This is a genomic window from Bacillus sp. N1(2025), from assembly GCF_053470005.1.
Genome location: NZ_JBLTJB010000002.1, coordinates 343,939 through 359,956, shown reverse-complemented (window position 1 = coordinate 359,956; position 16,018 = coordinate 343,939). Strand labels below are relative to the sequence as shown.

19 protein-coding genes and 1 pseudogene are annotated in these 16,018 nt (G+C 44.3%); 9 read left to right on the top strand and 11 right to left on the bottom strand.

Annotated elements, in window-relative coordinates:
• Window positions 1–164 precede the first annotated feature (164 nt).
• Window positions 165–641 carry a Crp/Fnr family transcriptional regulator gene (locus tag ACNFN4_RS06685; protein WP_448200068.1) on the bottom strand — a complete coding sequence of 159 codons (477 nt, stop codon included), beginning with the start codon at window positions 639–641 and terminating at the stop codon, window positions 165–167.
• 142 nt (window positions 642–783) lie between these two features.
• Here ACNFN4_RS06685 and ACNFN4_RS06680 point away from each other — a divergent pair, with 142 nt between their 5' ends.
• Entirely contained in the window at window positions 784–1,503 is a 720-nt protein-coding gene (locus ACNFN4_RS06680) for a YwiC-like family protein (RefSeq protein WP_172869767.1), read from the top strand.
• A 30-nt stretch (window positions 1,504–1,533) separates the two neighbouring features.
• Here ACNFN4_RS06680 and ACNFN4_RS06675 read toward each other — a convergent pair whose 3' ends face one another.
• The 4 genes from ACNFN4_RS06675 to ACNFN4_RS06660 all read right to left on the bottom strand — a co-directional run bounded on the left by ACNFN4_RS06675 (window position 1,534) and on the right by ACNFN4_RS06660 (window position 5,767).
• Window positions 1,534–2,250, bottom strand: a complete 717-nt coding sequence (locus ACNFN4_RS06675; protein ID WP_007407631.1) for a Crp/Fnr family transcriptional regulator — start codon at window positions 2,248–2,250, stop codon at window positions 1,534–1,536.
• A 97-nt stretch (window positions 2,251–2,347) separates the two neighbouring features.
• Window positions 2,348–3,538: a nitrate transporter NarK gene (gene narK, locus ACNFN4_RS06670; RefSeq protein ID WP_007407632.1), complete on the bottom strand. Its 1,191-nt coding sequence runs from the start codon at window positions 3,536–3,538 to the stop codon at window positions 2,348–2,350.
• 133 nt (window positions 3,539–3,671) lie between these two features.
• Entirely contained in the window at window positions 3,672–5,342 is a 1,671-nt protein-coding gene (gene argS, locus ACNFN4_RS06665; RefSeq protein WP_014419127.1) for an arginine--tRNA ligase, read from the bottom strand.
• Window positions 5,339–5,767: a DUF1934 domain-containing protein gene (locus ACNFN4_RS06660; RefSeq protein WP_014419128.1), complete on the bottom strand. Its 429-nt coding sequence runs from the start codon at window positions 5,765–5,767 to the stop codon at window positions 5,339–5,341. The genes argS and ACNFN4_RS06660 overlap by 4 nt, the downstream gene beginning before the upstream one ends.
• A gap of 291 nt (window positions 5,768–6,058) precedes the next feature.
• On the opposite strand from ACNFN4_RS06660, the gene ACNFN4_RS06655 reads away from it, so the two are divergent.
• The 7 genes from ACNFN4_RS06655 to ACNFN4_RS06625 all read left to right on the top strand — a co-directional run bounded on the left by ACNFN4_RS06655 (window position 6,059) and on the right by ACNFN4_RS06625 (window position 9,169).
• Window positions 6,059–7,204, top strand: coding sequence for a response regulator aspartate phosphatase (locus ACNFN4_RS06655; RefSeq protein ID WP_014419129.1), 1,146 nt, complete (start codon window positions 6,059–6,061; stop codon window positions 7,202–7,204).
• A complete protein-coding gene (locus tag ACNFN4_RS06650) occupies window positions 7,188–7,307 on the top strand; it encodes a PhrC/PhrF family phosphatase-inhibitory pheromone (protein WP_021494790.1) in 120 nt (39 codons plus the stop codon). Before ACNFN4_RS06655 ends, ACNFN4_RS06650 begins: the two co-directional genes overlap by 17 nt.
• Before the next feature lie 197 nt (window positions 7,308–7,504).
• A complete protein-coding gene (locus ACNFN4_RS06645) occupies window positions 7,505–7,708 on the top strand; it encodes a helix-turn-helix transcriptional regulator (protein WP_003151064.1) in 204 nt (67 codons plus the stop codon).
• A gap of 13 nt (window positions 7,709–7,721) precedes the next feature.
• On the top strand, window positions 7,722–7,925 hold the full coding sequence (locus ACNFN4_RS06640) for a hypothetical protein (protein WP_007407641.1): 204 nt from the start codon (window positions 7,722–7,724) through the stop codon (window positions 7,923–7,925).
• A gap of 34 nt (window positions 7,926–7,959) precedes the next feature.
• Entirely contained in the window at window positions 7,960–8,145 is a 186-nt protein-coding gene (locus ACNFN4_RS06635; protein ID WP_007407642.1) for a DUF4177 domain-containing protein, read from the top strand.
• A 186-nt stretch (window positions 8,146–8,331) separates the two neighbouring features.
• Window positions 8,332–8,613, top strand: a complete 282-nt coding sequence (locus tag ACNFN4_RS06630; RefSeq protein WP_007407643.1) for a hypothetical protein — start codon at window positions 8,332–8,334, stop codon at window positions 8,611–8,613.
• 43 nt (window positions 8,614–8,656) lie between these two features.
• Complete coding sequence (locus tag ACNFN4_RS06625; protein WP_031304384.1) at window positions 8,657–9,169, top strand: stage II sporulation protein M; 513 nt, start codon at window positions 8,657–8,659, stop codon at window positions 9,167–9,169.
• A 590-nt stretch (window positions 9,170–9,759) separates the two neighbouring features.
• Here ACNFN4_RS06625 and ACNFN4_RS06620 read toward each other — a convergent pair.
• The 3 genes from ACNFN4_RS06620 to speE form a co-directional block, all read right to left on the bottom strand.
• Window positions 9,760–9,978 carry a helix-turn-helix transcriptional regulator gene (locus ACNFN4_RS06620; protein WP_202729332.1) on the bottom strand — a complete coding sequence of 73 codons (219 nt, stop codon included), beginning with the start codon at window positions 9,976–9,978 and terminating at the stop codon, window positions 9,760–9,762.
• A 168-nt stretch (window positions 9,979–10,146) separates the two neighbouring features.
• Window positions 10,147–11,019, bottom strand: coding sequence for an agmatinase (gene speB / locus ACNFN4_RS06615; protein WP_007614448.1), 873 nt, complete (start codon window positions 11,017–11,019; stop codon window positions 10,147–10,149).
• A 58-nt stretch (window positions 11,020–11,077) separates the two neighbouring features.
• Complete coding sequence (gene speE, locus ACNFN4_RS06610) at window positions 11,078–11,908, bottom strand: spermidine synthase (protein WP_003151052.1); 831 nt, start codon at window positions 11,906–11,908, stop codon at window positions 11,078–11,080.
• A 199-nt stretch (window positions 11,909–12,107) separates the two neighbouring features.
• Here speE and ACNFN4_RS06605 point away from each other — a divergent pair, with 199 nt between their 5' ends.
• On the top strand, window positions 12,108–14,180 hold the full coding sequence (locus ACNFN4_RS06605) for a transglycosylase domain-containing protein (RefSeq protein WP_448200067.1): 2,073 nt from the start codon (window positions 12,108–12,110) through the stop codon (window positions 14,178–14,180).
• A 24-nt stretch (window positions 14,181–14,204) separates the two neighbouring features.
• On the opposite strand, the pseudogene ACNFN4_RS06600 reads toward ACNFN4_RS06605, so the two are convergent.
• From ACNFN4_RS06600 to ACNFN4_RS06590, 3 genes and pseudogenes are all read right to left on the bottom strand, one after another.
• Window positions 14,205–14,635, bottom strand: a pseudogene (locus tag ACNFN4_RS06600) (hypothetical protein).
• 143 nt (window positions 14,636–14,778) lie between these two features.
• Entirely contained in the window at window positions 14,779–15,297 is a 519-nt protein-coding gene (locus ACNFN4_RS06595; RefSeq protein ID WP_215797195.1) for a YwhD family protein, read from the bottom strand.
• Window positions 15,298–15,309: 12 nt separating this feature from the next.
• Window positions 15,310–15,969, bottom strand: a complete 660-nt coding sequence (locus ACNFN4_RS06590) for a site-2 protease family protein (RefSeq protein ID WP_003151043.1) — start codon at window positions 15,967–15,969, stop codon at window positions 15,310–15,312.
• Between the last annotated feature and the right edge of the window lie 49 nt (window positions 15,970–16,018).

Sequence of the window (16,018 nt, the reverse complement as noted above, 5' to 3'; positions counted from 1 at the left end):
CTTCCGAGTCAGGTGATGCTATGTACACTATAAACAGAGACGGCGCATCAACTTGTGAACTATGTCACACACTCTGCTTTTTTCACAAAACGTTCACACAGAGCAGCAGGAAGGATTTTCAAACGATATGGGGACGCCCGCGTCATCAAAAAAACCGGTTCTGTTTAAGAACCGGGTTCGGCGTTTTCATCCCGTGATGTATGCAGATACCGCAAAAACAACTGATAGGAACAGAAGACATTTTGCTGAAGCATCGCCAAAAAGTTCATTTGCAGCCGCGGATGGTAAGACATCATTTGCTTAAATACGGAATATGGAATATGAAGTACAAGAATATCCGGTGAGGCATTGACTGAGATAAAAGGCGATAAATAGAGCCCGCCTTTTTCATCAATCGGAAACACATCGCCTTTTTCCCACAGCGCAACGGTTTGCGACCCTTCAGGGAGCCTGCTGTCCGTAAAACGGATATTGCCTTTTAATACAATATAAACGGATTGTGAATGAAGAAAGGATGGAGATTGGTCAGATGAGCCGCGGATAAACGTCCCGTTTTTCAGCAAGGTTTCGACAATGGACAGAGGCACTTCATTAAACATAGAAAGTTGTTTCAGAAATAATAAATAGTCACACTGATTCATAGGAAAGCCTCCTGTGCTAAGGATAGCTTTAGTGTAGCCCGATTGAGGCCGCGCGGCAGTGATGTATTTCACAGCTTGTATGATAAAAGTCACTTATCAGGAGAGTGTCTGCATTTATAATGAAATAAAAAGGAGGGTTTCGATGAAGGCGATGATTCCGAAGCAGCACGGCGCATGGGCGATGCTGCTGATTCCATTTTTACTCGGCATGGTCAAGGGAGGCCCGGTTTTCTGGCATATTCCGCTCTTTCTGGGCTGGCTTTTCCTATACTTAGCGGTTTATCCCGTTTCGCTCGCTTTGAAAAAGAAACAGCTTCAGCCTTATCAAAAGTGGATATGGTATTACGGTTTTCCCGCCTGCTGCTTTTTGATCATTTCTGTCTTTCATAAGCCGCAGCTCGTCTGGATCGGCGTTTTTTTATTGCCGCTGTTTCTCATACATACGCATTATGCCCGCCGAAAAAACGAACGGGCGCTCACGAATGATATTGCGGGTGTTCTGTTCTTTTGTTCAGGCGGGCTTGCGAGCTGCTGGTTGGGAACGGGAACCCTTGACGGCTGGGCTTGGTTTCTATTCTTGCAGTCTGCTTTATTTTTTATCGGGAGTTCTTTTTATGTGAAATCGGTCATACGGGAGAGAAAAAACAGAACCTTTGCATACTGGTCGTGGGGATATCACCTCTTGCTCCCCTTTTTATCGGCTCTTCTGGGGGCAGGCTGGGCGTTTCTCGCTTTTATCCCAAGCAGTCTGCGGGCCTGGTTTTTTCACGGAAGAGACTGGCCCGTGAAAACGATCGGCATTCTGGAAATCGTAAATGCCGGCTTCTTTTTCGCCGTCATGTGTATATGTATCACAAGCTGAAAAACAAGGACACCGGCTGCCCTTGTTTTTTCAGTCAATATTGCAGATCTCAAGCGGACAATTTTCACACTCGATCTCGCATCGTAAATAGTCCCGCTTGTGCAAAATAATTTTTCCGGTTTCGTCTATCGAAATAACCCCTTGTTTGCGGAGGTCTCCCAGCATGCGGTTGACGCTCTCCCTTGCCGCCGCGCAAAACTTAGCCAAATCCTGATTTGTCAGCACAATGTTAATCAGAATCCCGTCACTTCGTTCCACCCCGTAGCTGTTTGATAAGCGGATAAGGGTGGAATAGAGCGCCCCCTTTTTGCCGTGAAGAAGCAGGTCCCTGATTTTGGACTGGATTTTTCGAAGATGGGTGCTCATCCATTTCATAAATTCAAACGTCAAAACACCGTTTTGGATCAATTCCTTTTCCAGCTTGTTTTTATTAATGACGAGCACCTCGCCATCCTCTAACACTTTCGCACTGAGCATATATCTCGGCTCATCTGTGAATAGCGTCAATTCCCCGACAATATCGTTTTTTTGGCAGATTCTAAGCGTCAGGTCTTTTCCGTCAGACGTCAGCTTGCCGATTTCAATGAGTCCTGATTGAATCAGATAAAGCTCTTTTGCATCCATTCCTTCTTGAAACAAATAAGTGTGTTTTTTCATTTTCCTTTTCGTACTGATCGATTCCAGCAATTCATGCAGTTCGCGGGAAAGAAGTTCTTTATCAGATTTTCGGACAGAGAGAATATTCATGAGCTCACCTCGAAGAAAGTCACGTTGCGTATGTATATTGTAACGTGACTTGATTTGCACTCACCCAGAAAAAACTAACAATCTTGTGAATGGATCATTATGAATTGAGGCTCTGACTGTTTCTCTCCGTATGTGTTTTCATTCTTTCCTGCCAATACATCCAGATCACAAGAACAAAGCTGGCTAACGCGACCTCTGAAAGCGCCATAAACCCGATCGCGTATTGGCCTGTTGCCTGAAATACACTTGCCAGAATCAGCGGAGGGAAAAAACCGCCCAGTCCGCCCATAGCTGACACAATACCGTTGGCAATCCCCGCTTGCTTCGAAAAGTAGAAAGGCACCAGTTTAAATACCGTCCCGTTTCCAATCCCTGAGCAGACTGCCACTGTCAGCGATCCAAACGCATAAAGGCCGATCGTCGGGGAGAATGACAGCATGACGCCTGACAGCGTAAGCCCTGCGAAAACGAACATCAGAATACGGAGCGGACTCAATTTATCTGCAAGAAACCCTCCCACAGGCCTGAGCAGTGTAGAGACCGCAATAAAGCCGGCCGTCCGTAAACCGGCGTCCGCAGGGCTCAGCCCAAAATGCTCAACCAAAAAATTCGGAAGATAGATGGTAAAGGCGACAAAGGCGCCGAACGTAATAAAATAAAACAGGCTCAACATCCACAGCACATGATTTCGGTAAACGGCTTTCATTTGTGTCTTTATGGAAACTTTGACTTTCTTCTCATGCCGGTCGCCGAACAAAACGTGCAGTAATGCGAAAACAGCCAGCAAAACAAGATACATCTGCACGGTTGCTTTCCATCCCGCGGCTTGAGCGATAACCGGCGCCGCAAAGGTAGTAACGGCGGTCCCGATGTTTCCGGCACCGTAAATCCCATTGACGACACCGTGCTTTTCTTTCGGATAATATTTCGGGAGGGACGTCACTCCGATGGAGAATACCGCTCCTCCGATCCCTAAGAAAAAGCCGCCCGCGATTAAATCAAATAAAGAATCCGCGATACTGATCCAAAATACAGGAAACAAAAGCAGGATGAAGCTGATCATAAACATCAGCCGCGCGCCATACCTGTTCGTTAAATATCCTAAAGGAATACGGAGAAGCGATCCGAGAATAACGGGAATCGCCGTCACCAATGAAATCTCGCCTTTGCTTAAATGAATATCTGATGTCATTTGAGAAATGAGCGATGAAATCAGCACCCACACCATAAACCCTGCCACTAAGCTTAATGACTGCAACGATAATTGAATATGTTGACGATTGATCATTCGGCTTGCCCCTTTCACTGATTCAATATCAGTCTTATCATACAAAAACTCAGTGTGCGGGATTGTGAATTACATCACACGCTTTATATACAAAAAAAGAACAAAGCCCGAAGACTTTGTCCTTTGATCATCATTACATTTTTTCCGGAGCGGATACTCCGATCAGCTGAAGCGCATTGTTCAGCGTAATTTGCGTCGCCTTCATTAAAGCGAGACGCGCGCGGCTCTTCTCTTTATTTTCCGGATCGATGACTTTCTCCGCATTGTAGAAGCTGTGCAGAGCGGAAGCCAGATCATAAATATAGTTTGTGACACGGTGAGGAATGCGTTTTTCCGCCGCTTCTGCCACTGCCTCAGGGAAGCCGCCGATCGTTTTCAGCAGGTCATATTCTTTTTCTGATTGAATATGGCTGAAATCAAGATCTGCCGCCGGTTTAAGTCCCTGCTCCTCCCCTTGGCGAAGCATGCTGCAAATACGTGCATGTGCGTATTGCGCATAATACACAGGGTTTTCGTTAGATGTAGATACGGCAAGATCCAAGTCAAAATCCATGTGCGTATCAGCACTGCGCATCGCGAAGAAATAACGAACCGCGTCAAGGCCGACCTCTTCAATCAGGTCGCGCATCGTTACGGCTTTCCCCGTACGTTTGCTCATCTTCATTTTTTCGCCGTTTTTGTATAAATGAACGAGCTGAATGATCTCAACTTCCAATGTGCCTTTCTTGTAACCGAGCGCTTCAATTGCCGCTTTCATACGCGGAATATACCCGTGGTGATCCGCGCCCCATACATTGATGAGCTTGTCGAATCCGCGGTCAAGTTTGTCTTTATGGTATGCGATATCCGGCAGCAAATAAGTGTATGAACCGTCTTTTTTGATCAGCACACGGTCTTTATCGTCGCCGAACGTTGTGGAGCGGAACCATGTCGCGCCGTCCTCTTCGTATACATGGCCCTTTTCGCGAAGCGCCTCGAGCGCCTGATCAATTTTTCCGTTTTCGTACAGTGACGTTTCAGAATACCATACGTCAAACGGCACGCGGAAATTTTCCAGGTCGGAGCGAAGTTTATCAAGCTCGTACTTTAAGCCGTATTCACGGAAAAACGCCTGACGTTCGCTCTCCTCTTCATGTACGAAACGGTCGCCGAAATCTTCGGCAAGCTTTTTCCCGATGGCGATAATATCCTCGCCGCGGTAGCCGTCTTCCGGCATCGGTTTCTCGAGACCGAGCGCTTCAAAATAACGGACTTCAACGGAAAGCGCCAGGTTGTTAATCTGGTTGCCTGCATCATTAATATAGTATTCGCGGCTCACATCATAGCCCGCTTTAGAAAGCACGCTGCACAGCGCGTCACCTACCGCCGCGCCGCGCGCATGGCCTAAGTGAAGATCTCCCGTCGGGTTGGCTGATACGAATTCGACCTGAATCTTTTCGCCTTGCCCGATGTTTGTCTCTCCGTAATGTTCACCCGCTTCAAGCACGGACGGAATCAGTTTTGTTAAGTAGCTGTTGTTCATGTAAAAGTTGATAAAGCCGGGCCCCGCAATATCCATCTTTTCAATGGAAGCTTTGCCTTTATCAAATGACGCCACGATCTCCTCAGCGATTTGTCGCGGCGCTTTTTTTGCGATTCTCGCCAGCTGCATCGCCATGTTTGTGGAATAATCACCGTGTGTTTTTTCTTTCGGCGTTTCTAACAGTACGCTTGGAATCTGGCTTTCTTCCGCCAGGCCCGCTTTCAGAACGGCCGCTTTGATCTCTTCCTTCAGCACGTCCTTCATCTGTTCCGCAATATTCATGCCTTTGTTTCCTCCTTATATTGGATCGTCATGTTATGTACATGTTCTTGGTTTTCGCCTACAGTCATGTTATATGTCATTTTGACGGAGCCTTCCGAACCGCCGACATCAGCTTGTATGTTTTTCGTTTCCGTACGGAGCTCCATTTGTCCGAACGGCAGTTTATATTGAGTGAGTGTCGATGCCCCCGGAATGAACCGCTGTTTCATTTGGATGGCGCCCGATCTCATCACGAGAATCTCTTTTTCTGTAATCTTGACGACCGTTTTAATCTTGCCCAAATCATGCTCTTCGTGATAGGAAAGATACGTTTTGCCGTTTCTCACGTAATAGAATCCACTCGATGTAAATTCAACCGACTCTTCTTCTGAGCCGTTGTGTATGAATGATTGCACATGAATGGCTACTGGTGTCTCCTGTCTCATGCTGACACTTCCTTTTCATCATCCCGCTTAACCTGAATAGTATAAGTTTTCAAGGGAAAAAGTTCAACCGCTTCCTCCTATCTTACCATCTTTGCTGATTGGTTTTGAAGATAAACATGATTTTTAAGGAAAATGAAAAAACCGGAAATCCCGGGCTGCGGGAAAAATGCGGTTCCTTCGGCGGACGGCTTTGTCAACGGGGAAAAGTTTGCGGTATTTTTGCGCTATCCTTCCGAATGAAAATGATAAAATATGTCATATACATAACGTGGAAGGGAGGGATTCGGAATAGTGGCGAGTGTTTTATCGTCTTCAGCGGTTGGAGAAAAAATCAACGAATGGTATATGTACATTCGAAGGTTCAGCATCCCGGACGCCGAGTACTTGCGGAGAGAAATCAAAGAAGAACTTGCAGGTCTGGAAGATGATCAGGATCTTCATCTATACTATTCTCTCATGGAATTCCGCCACAATCTGATGCTCGAATACCTCGAACCGCTGGAATCGCAGCGGATAGAAGAACAGCCGAGACTATCGGAGCTGCTCGCGGATATTGATAAAAAGCAGGCCCGGCTGACCGGACGTCTTGATTATTATTTTAATTTTTTCCGGGGGATGTATGAGCTGGAATGCCGTGAATATCTTTCAGCGATTCAGTTTTTTAAGAAAGCTGAATATAAGCTTGATTTTGTCAAAGATTGTATCGAGAAAGCTGAATTTTATTTTAAGATGTCAGAGTCCTACTATTATATGAAGCAGACTTATTTTTCTATGGATTATGCCCGGCAGGCTTATAAAATTTATCATAAGCAGGAGGCATATAATATAAGGGTGCTTCAGTGCCATTCATTGTTCGCTACCAACTTTCTTGACTTAAAGCAATATGATGAAGCAATTCAGCATTTTAAAAAAGCTTATGCCATGGCAGAGGCAGAACAGCAGCCTCAATTAATGGGCCGGACTCTATATAATATCGGACTTTGTTTTAACAGCCAAGAAAATTACAAACCAGCCATTGACTACATAAAACGGGCAATAGCTGTTTTTGAAGATGGGAACATCATCACTTCTCTCCCGCAAGCCTATTTCTTAATCACACAAATACATTATAAAATCGGAAATACGGCCATAGCCAGACAATATCATGACAAAGGGGTATCTTATGCAGAGGAGGCAGAAGATTCCCTATATATAGTCGAGTATGAATTTTTAGAATCTTTATATGTCGGTGAGCCTGATGAAGAAGCAATCATGGAATGTTTTGACTTTCTCAGAGATAAATTGATGTATGCTGATCTTGAAGATTTTGCCTTAGATGTGGCAAAATATTATCATGAAAGAGAAAATTTCGAGAAGGCTTCCGCATATTTTTTAAAGGTGGAAGAAACAAGACAGCAGATTCAAGGAGGTGTGAAGTTGTATGAAATTGAAGTATAAATTAGCACTTACTTGCTTAGCGATAGGCACTATTTTTGTTTCAGCCGACATTGCAAGTGCACCGGAACATCAATTTGAAGTTGCTCAGCGCGGAATGATTTAAATAATGATTACTTTTAGGCTTGCAGGTTAAACTGCAAGCCGTTTTTTATATAAACAACTAATTTGCAAAAACAAAAAGTATCCCTTAAAATTCAAATATGTAAAAAGTATTTGACACATATACATATATTATTTAAAATAAATATATATAAATTTGAAAATTTAAAATAAAAACAAAAATATTTAAGGAGGGTTTTAGTGGATAACAATATAAAAAAACTTAGAACAGCAGCTGATATTTCACAAAATGATCTGGCTAAGCTCTGCAATGTGACCAGGCAAACCATCAATGCAATTGAAAATAATAAATATGACCCGACTTTAAGTCTGGCTTTTTCGATAGCTCACGCATTAAATACGGGAATAGATAAAGTATTCAACTATAACGCCAAAAAAAATTAAGGGAGCGGTTCTTATGAAGAAAATGGATGAGATGCAAAAACACCAATCGGGTATAGCCGCCAGAATAGCATTTAGTTTTTATACTGTCGCTTTACTGATATGGTCATTAATAGATTATTTTAAAAACGGAAATACAGGATGGCAATTTCCAATACTTTTAATAGGCTGCGCACTCTATTTATGGATTCAAGTTTATCATAATCGAAAAACAAGGTAACAATTCCAATACACTTCCGGAGGATTATACAGCAATGTACGAATATAAGTTCATAAAAGTAGAAGTAAACCGGTGGAAAGGAAAGCCTAAAGAAGACTATAAAGAAATTATTGAAAAGTATTCGCAGCAAGGATGGAAGCTGGTCCAAATATTTGCTCCTCCTATTTCAGGTTATGGGGCAGCCGATTATTTTGATATTATTCTTGAAAAAAAAGTATAAATGTTTCAGTACAAAGAAAGCCGGATCATACATATGGTCCGGCTTTCTTTGTACTGAAATAAGCCAGCAGATACCTTAACGGATTTCACCTCTTAACTATTTTTTTCGGAAATCCGCAATTCAAATAGCTTCCAATATATTTTATTATTTAACTTGCTGGGGATATTGAAAAAATTGGAGGAAAAAATGAGTCTACTTTTAAAAACACAAAATAGTAAAGCGATTTTTACATTAGTAGCATCAGGAATCATTGTTCTCGCTCTTTTCAGTATAAAACATAATCATTTAAGCATGGATGTCATCGATATTTTAAACAGAGCTGGAATAATAGCTCCTAGTTGGATTGTCAGTGCTATCACCGCAACGGGTTCAGTCCTGGCTATCATTACTGTTTTAGGATCTCTTGGTGCAGGCTTGCCATTAGCCGTTTTAGAACAATTGGCTGCAGCAAGTACAGCAGCAGCTTAACATAAAACATTAAATTCAATATCCCTGGCAGTCCCTTAAACGAATGGATGAAAATACTTTGTTTAAAAAGAACGTTTTAGTCAAATTGTACATACTCTGTCTGATCTTATTTTTAATTGCTTTATTTACAGCTTATTTTTATACAGATCCCGCTTCAAATGTAAATAATCTAAATCGAAATATCCGTCCGGATTTTTTTCAGATTTTCTTTAATAATATTAAAGTAGCGAGTCTGCTTGTTTTTTTAGGCCCGTTGACGCTGTCACTTGGCACGATTGCAGTTTTAATTATTAATGGATTAATTTTAGGAAATGCCATAGGAAACATCAAAGACAATTTAAACCTTTTACTGCTTGTTATACCCCATGGAATAATTGAAGTCCCGGTATTGCTTCTTGCAGCTTCTGTAGGAATGAAATTAACTTTGGATTTATTACTCCTCAAAATAAATTTAAAATTCACTTTTAAATATATTGGTATTATATTTCTCGGTTTAATGATAGCAGCTATGTTAGAAACATTTATTACACCTATCTTTATAAAAGGAGTCTCTTAGGATTATGCAAATTGAATTATCTTCATTTAAGGACCGAAACATTAATTTTTTGTCCTCATTTTTGTTTTATATTATCGGGCTAGCTTTTTATTTAAGTTCCCTATTACCTTTTATGAAAAGTTTAATTCCCAAAAACATCCCTATACAAGTTGTTGAGCAAGTAAAACATTTAGATTATATCATTGCAATAGCCGCACTGTTTCTTTTAATGTTCGGGGTGATTTTTGAAGGATTTGTATTATTTCTCATTATAAATTTTCTTGGCGCTCAAATTAAGATCAAAACTTTTTATTCCCTATTTATGTTTTCTAACATCCCGGTCGCAATTAAGTTTTTACTTATATCATTCAAAAATATTTTCGCAGCACATCCAAACACTAGTTTATTTTTCACAAGTAATCATTTGATTTTTTCTATCTTTGATTTGTTCAATATTGCATACTTATTTCTTTTGTTTATTCTTCTGAAATGGAGAACAAATTTGAACTACTTGACAATCTCAGTTTTTATTTTTACGGCATTCCTGTATAGAATGTTTTTTTAGCATATATAAATAAACCCCCTCAATAGGGGTTTTTCTTTCATATCGTTCACTGTATACATTTCCTTTTATATGCTTCCGAAACAATACCGACTCTAGTACTCACATTCCACTTTTTACAGAGACCGGCTATGATATATTCGACATTACGCTGCGAGTAGTTTAATGACTTAGCGATCTCTTTATTAGGTTTTTCAGCAATTATCAGTTTAATTACAGAAATTTCAATCTTTTTTAATTCCAATTCATTTTCTACTGCTGTTTTCATTCTAACTTCCTTTCTAAAGATGTATTTACTAAATAATACCCTATTATATAATTTTTATCAATAACATCAATTATTAATGGTAAAATAATATGTTGCTTTTACTAACTTCTAAGTAGTTTATATACAATATAAAAATCCCCCGCCATGTTTCAAGCGGGGGAAATTCTTTTATTTCACAAACCCAAGCAGCATTTCACGAATCATCTTGCTTGCCGTGTTTGCGGTTTGTTCTGAGTGGTCATAGACCGGCGCGACTTCTACGAGGTCAGCGCCTTTTACGTTGACTTCTGAGCGCGCGATTTCATGGATAGACGCGAGCAATTCTTTAGACGTGATGCCTCCTGCGTCAACCGTGCCCGTTCCCGGCGCATGAGCGGGGTCAAGCACGTCGATATCGATGGTGACATAAACAGGGCGTCCCGCAAGCTGGGGCAGCACTTTTTTCAGCGGCTCAAGCACTTCAAATTTAGAAATGTGCATGCCGTTTTCTTTCGCCCATTCAAATTCTTCCTTCATTCCGGAACGGATGCCGAATGAAAATACGTTTTGCGGCCCGATGAGCTCGGCCGCTTTGCGGATCGGAGTAGAGTGGGAAAGCGGTTCGCCTTCATAATCCGTGCGCAGGTCGGTGTGCGCGTCAAAATGAATGATGGCAAGGTCCGGAAATTTCTTATACATGGCTTTTATGACAGGCCATGATACAAGGTGCTCCCCTCCCATGCCGAGCGGGAACTTTCCTTTTTCTAAAATGCTGTCCACGTATTCTTCAATCATATCAAGGCTTCTTTGCGGATTGCCGAACGGAAGCGGAATATCGCCGGCGTCAAAGAAATTCAAATCAGCCAAGTCACGGTCGAGATACGGGCTGTATTCTTCAAGACCGATAGACACCTCGCGGATTCTCCCCGGGCCGAAACGCGAACCCGGACGGTAGCTGACCGTCCAATCCATCGGCATGCCGTAAAGGATGGCGTCCGCCTCTTTCCAGTCGGGGCGGCTTGCGATAAATACTTTTCCTGAATATGCTTCATCAAACCTCATGATAAAACCCTCGCTTTCCTGTAAAAAAGCGCAAGATTCGCTCCTGCGCCGTACGTTTTTATTTGATTAAGTCGCTCACAAATTTCGGAAGAACAAATGCCGCTTTGTGAAGCTCTTTCGTGTAATATTTCGTGTCGATGTCAAAGAAACGGCTGTCCTCCACTTCAAGCGGATCGTACTTTTTAGAACCGATCGTAAATGTCCACAGGCCGCTCGGGTACGTCGGGATATTAGCCGTATACAGACGGGTGATCGGGAAGATTTCTTTCACGTCACGCTGTACGTTTGTAATCAGTTCCGGTGTAAACCACGGGTTGTCCGTCTGCGCGACGAAGATGCCGTCTTCTTTTAATGCCTTGGAAATTCCGGCATAGAAGCCTTTTGAGAACAGATTGACGGCCGGTCCGACCGGTTCTGTTGAATCAACCATGATGACGTCATACTCATTCTCTGATTTCGCGATGTGCATGAAACCGTCATCGACTCTCACGTCGACGCGCGGATCATCAAGCTTGCCCGCAATGGACGGAAGGAATTTTTTAGAGTATTCAATGACCTTGCCGTCAATGTCGACAAGCGTCGCTTTTTTTACGCTTGGGTGCTTCAGAATCTCTCTGATGACACCGCCGTCTCCGCCGCCGACAACGAGGACGTTTTCCGGATTCGGGTGCGTAAATAACGGGACGTGCGCAACCATTTCATGATAGACGAATTCGTCTTTTTCAGAAGTCATGACCATTCCGTCTAAGAACAGCATGTTGCCGAACTCTTCTGTTTCCACCATTTCCAGATGCTGGAATTCCGTCTGTTCCGTATGTAATGTTTGTTTCACCTTTAATGTAATGCCGAAATTCTTCGTCTGCTTCTCCGTATACCAAAGCTCGCTCAATTGTCATCTCCCTTTCAAGGCTTATTTCATTTATTGTAAGCGTCTGTATCGCTTTTATTCCGGTTAAAATCTCATTTTCACCTAAGGAAAAAGTATAGAGGATGGAGGGGAAAAAGTAAAGAAGTGTCCGGTTTGATATGTTTAAAAAACCCCCTTTTTTCACATAATAATAGAATCATGAAAAAGGGGGTTCCCAAAAGTGGATAAAGCATCTGGAAAACAGCTCAGAATCACGTTCAAAATCATCCGCGCCTGCATCTTTCTGACACTGATCGGCGGAATGCTGGCCGGCGTCTGCTTCACATCCGTTCTTCTTGCAGCGAAATGGCAGGGGGCCCCCTCCGTCCGGGTTCCTCAGTCTACGATTCTTTATGCAAATGACGGCTCAAAGCTAGGTGAGACCGATTTCGGGGAAAAGCGCTACTGGGTCCGGTTAAAAGATATCAATCCGATAGCGGTGCAGGCCGCCATTGCGGTGGAGGATCAAAACTTTTACAATCACCACGGTTTTGATTACCGGCGGATGGCTGCCGCCGCGCTGGCTGACATAAAGGCAATGGCCAAGGTTCAGGGCGCAAGCACCATCACCCAGCAATACGCGAGAAATCTCTACCTTGAGCATGATAAGACATGGAAACGAAAATGGAACGAAGCATTTTACACGATCCGCCTTGAACAGAACTATTCTAAAAACGAGATTTTAGAAGGTTATGTAAATACGATATATTACGGCCACGGCGCATACGGAATTGAAGCCGCCTCGCGCCTGTATTTCGGCAAACACGCCAAAGATCTGAACGATGCGGAAGCCGTGCTTTTGGCGGGCATACCGAAAGGCCCGTCCGGCTATTCGCCATATGTCAGCGAAAAGAAGGCCAAACAGCGCCAGGAAACCATTCTCCGACTGATGATCGGCCAAAAAATGATCTCAAAAGAAAAGGCGGAAAGGCTTAAGAAAACGCCGCTTGCCTATCAGCCGCTGAAAAACAGAGCCGCGGCGAAAACGGCGCCTTATTTTTACGATGATGCGATGAAAGAACTCGAGAAAAAGCTCGGCATGACGCGCGAACAGCTGGCAACGAGCGGATTGCGTGTTTATACGACGCTTGATAAGCGCATGCAGCGGATTGCGGAAAACACTGTGGCACATACGATCCGTACCGGCTCTGACATTCAGGTCGGCTTTTCCGCGATTGATCCGGCAACAGGGCGCGTGCTTGCGCTTCTCGGCGGACGTGACTACGAAAAAAGCCCGTTTGACCGGGCGACACAGGCGAAACGGCAGCCTGCTTCCACGATCAAGCCGCTTTTGTACTACAAAGCGATTCAAAGCGGCTTTACACCGGTCACGCTGATGAAAAGCGAAGCCACAGAGTTCCAGATTGACGACAACGGAGATACTTATTCTCCAAGCAATTACAACGGCTACTACGCCAATAAACCGATTACGCTGCTTCAGGCACTTGCGTTATCAGACAACATTTATGCCGTGAAGACCCATCTCTTTCTCGGCATGAATAAGCTCGTGTCGGCGGCAAAGGAATTCGGCATCAGCGAACATTTAAAGCCCCTTCCGTCTCTGGCGCTCGGAACTGAACCCGTGCGCCCGATTGAGATGGTTAATGCCTACGCGATGCTCGCAAACGGGGGAAAACAAATCACCCCTTCCTTTATCACAAAAGTGACGGATACCGCCGGCAATGTCTTGTATGAACAGCCGCGCGGACATCAGCAGACGCTTGATAAAAAAGCCGCTTTTGTGACGGCGAGCATGATGACGGGCATGTTTGATCAGGATTTAAACGGCTATACTTCCGTCACGGGACGCACCATTTCTGACCGGCTGACCCGAACCTATGGCGGTAAATCAGGCACGACGAGCGCAGACAGCTGGATGATCGGCTTTAACCCGGCTCTTGCCGCCGGTGTATGGACAGGCTATGACAAAAGCAGCACGATTGATTCAGTAGAAGAAAAAAGCTATGCGAAGACGATTTGGGCGGACTTTATGGAGAAGGCGCTCGAAGGAGAACCGGAAATAGCGCTTAAACCGCCGAAGGGCGTCACGGGCGTCTATATCGATCCCGCTTCCGGCTACACTTCGGGACCCGGCTGCGCCGCAAAGCATTATACGTATTTCATCGCAGGCACTGAGCCCGCGGATGTATGCTACGGACCGGAACCGTCTAAAAAAGAAAAGGAACACGTACCCGCCCGCAAAGAAGCTCCGCGCAAAAAATGGTGGGATAAGTGGCTCGGCAAAAAAGACTGAGCCCGGTGCATTGCGCGCCGGGCTTTAATCCGCGTCTTCCTCAAGCACCCACGGGAGCAAGAGTGAAAAGTCGAGATGGATAATAGGGTCAGGAAAACCCTTCGGTATAAAAAATGTTGTACTCGCCAATGAAAACGAAAAGCGGATATCTCCCGCCCTCTCGATATGAAACTTCGGCCAGCCTTCCCTAAGCCTGCGACAATCGGATAGCTGCCCGCATAATGATGCAGGCCGTTTTCCTTTCCATGCTCCCCCAAATCGTGACAGACAGCCGGACGAATCCCAAACTGCGTAAACAGCCTTGTTTTCTCGGCGGGAAGAAGACTCACCGCCTCGGAAAAGTTCCGGCAGTGCCCGCAATCGCAAGGATCAGGCCATGATTTTTCGTATTGTTTTCTCGTTTCCTCCGCATCTGCTTCAATGACCCAAGGCCCGATTTCAAAGACGGTGAACATGATGAAACCTCCGCGTAAACATGAAAAACCCCGAGTCTTGGTTCGGCTCGGGACTTTCCATGTCCTGATTCTGTATCAACAGTTTACTCAGTACAATTGCAAAATAGTGCAAATATTTATAAAGTTCACAAAAAGTTCACAAATTATTTTTCTTCCGGAAGCAGACCTGTTTTCAATTCATTGGATGAACGTTCCCAGAGCCCTTGGTCATGCTTCTGCAGAAATTCAGCAAGCACCTGCTTTGAGCTGGCGTCCATTTTATCCACGATAATGCAGCGCTTCATTGATTTATCCATTAAATTCACATGCTCCGGCAATGACTTATAGCCTCTGCGGATACTTCTGTCCACGGTCATTTCACAAGCCGTCACACCCGCGTAATAAGGGCCTTCTTCTTTTCTGTCGATGGTGACCCACACGAGCCAGTACGGTTTTCCGTTCGGCACTTCATCTTTGTTCGGCAGGAATTTGATGCCTTTTTCAACGACACTGCGGGCATGCATTGCGCCGATGTCAACGAAGGCTTCCTTCTCTTCCACATCGACAAATACCGGAGAAATATTGTCAAGGCTCAGCGCCCCGGCGCCAAAACCGCCATGTCCGTCGGTCGGATCACTTTTAATAATATTAAATCCGATTGTTTTCTTCTTTTTTTCTTCCATGAAAATACCCTCCTACAAAAGCGGTTGAAATATAATGGCAAATACCTTGAGAATCCAGTCTCTCCCCTCGCTTAACAGCGGCCACACGACATAGGAGCCGACCGGTGTCACAAACAGCACGAGAAACACGATAATCCCGTAGCTCTCAAACTGAGTCATTTTGGCGCGCACCCGCGGCGGCACGAGATCCTCAATAATCCGGTAGCCGTCAAGCGGAGGAAGCGGCAGCAGGTTGAATAAACACAGCGCGAGATTCAGCTGAATCCAAATAGAGAAAAAGCGGTCAAGCCCCATGCTGAATGCAGAAAGCAGCTCCATTCCGTAAGCATGCATCAACACTAGCAAAAAGAAACCGATAAAGGCAAGAAGCAGGTTGCTTACAGGCCCGGCGACGGAAACCAGCACTCCCGCCAGCCGCGGTCTTTTAAAGGCGCGGCGGTTCACCGGCACCGGACGGGCCCAGCCGAAACCCGCGACCAAAATTAGAATCGTTCCGAAAACATCAAGATGTTTAATCGGATTGAGCGTTAATCTGCCCTGTCTCGCCGCGGTATCGTCTCCGAACCGATACGCGACATACGCGTGCGCCAGTTCATGCATCGTAAATGCCACGATCAGCGTAATCACGACATAGGGCATAAGCTCCAGCGGATAATATAAAAATCTGTCCAAATGTAAAAATCCCCTTTTTTAAAAAATGCAAGATTGTCCTTCATTCAGT

Excerpts from the sequence above, each read along its gene's own strand:
- ACNFN4_RS06685 (WP_448200068.1), bottom strand. The coding sequence starts at position 641 with ATGAATCAGTGTGACTATTTATTATTTCTGAAACAACTTTCTATGTTT.
- ACNFN4_RS06680 (WP_172869767.1), top strand. The coding sequence starts at position 784 with ATGAAGGCGATGATTCCGAAGCAGCACGGCGCATGGGCGATGCTGCTG.
- ACNFN4_RS06675 (WP_007407631.1), bottom strand. The coding sequence starts at position 2,250 with ATGAATATTCTCTCTGTCCGAAAATCTGATAAAGAACTTCTTTCCCGC.
- narK (WP_007407632.1), bottom strand. The coding sequence starts at position 3,538 with ATGATCAATCGTCAACATATTCAATTATCGTTGCAGTCATTAAGCTTA.
- argS (WP_014419127.1), bottom strand. The coding sequence starts at position 5,342 with ATGAATATTGCGGAACAGATGAAGGACGTGCTGAAGGAAGAGATCAAA.
- ACNFN4_RS06660 (WP_014419128.1), bottom strand. The coding sequence starts at position 5,767 with ATGAGACAGGAGACACCAGTAGCCATTCATGTGCAATCATTCATACAC.
- ACNFN4_RS06650 (WP_021494790.1), top strand. The coding sequence starts at position 7,188 with ATGAAATTGAAGTATAAATTAGCACTTACTTGCTTAGCGATAGGCACT.
- ACNFN4_RS06640 (WP_007407641.1), top strand. The coding sequence starts at position 7,722 with ATGAAGAAAATGGATGAGATGCAAAAACACCAATCGGGTATAGCCGCC.
- ACNFN4_RS06635 (WP_007407642.1), top strand. The coding sequence starts at position 7,960 with ATGTACGAATATAAGTTCATAAAAGTAGAAGTAAACCGGTGGAAAGGA.
- ACNFN4_RS06630 (WP_007407643.1), top strand. The coding sequence starts at position 8,332 with ATGAGTCTACTTTTAAAAACACAAAATAGTAAAGCGATTTTTACATTA.
- ACNFN4_RS06625 (WP_031304384.1), top strand. The coding sequence starts at position 8,657 with ATGGATGAAAATACTTTGTTTAAAAAGAACGTTTTAGTCAAATTGTAC.
- ACNFN4_RS06620 (WP_202729332.1), bottom strand. The coding sequence starts at position 9,978 with ATGAAAACAGCAGTAGAAAATGAATTGGAATTAAAAAAGATTGAAATT.
- speB (WP_007614448.1), bottom strand. The coding sequence starts at position 11,019 with ATGAGGTTTGATGAAGCATATTCAGGAAAAGTATTTATCGCAAGCCGC.
- ACNFN4_RS06595 (WP_215797195.1), bottom strand. The coding sequence starts at position 15,297 with ATGGAAGAAAAAAAGAAGAAAACAATCGGATTTAATATTATTAAAAGT.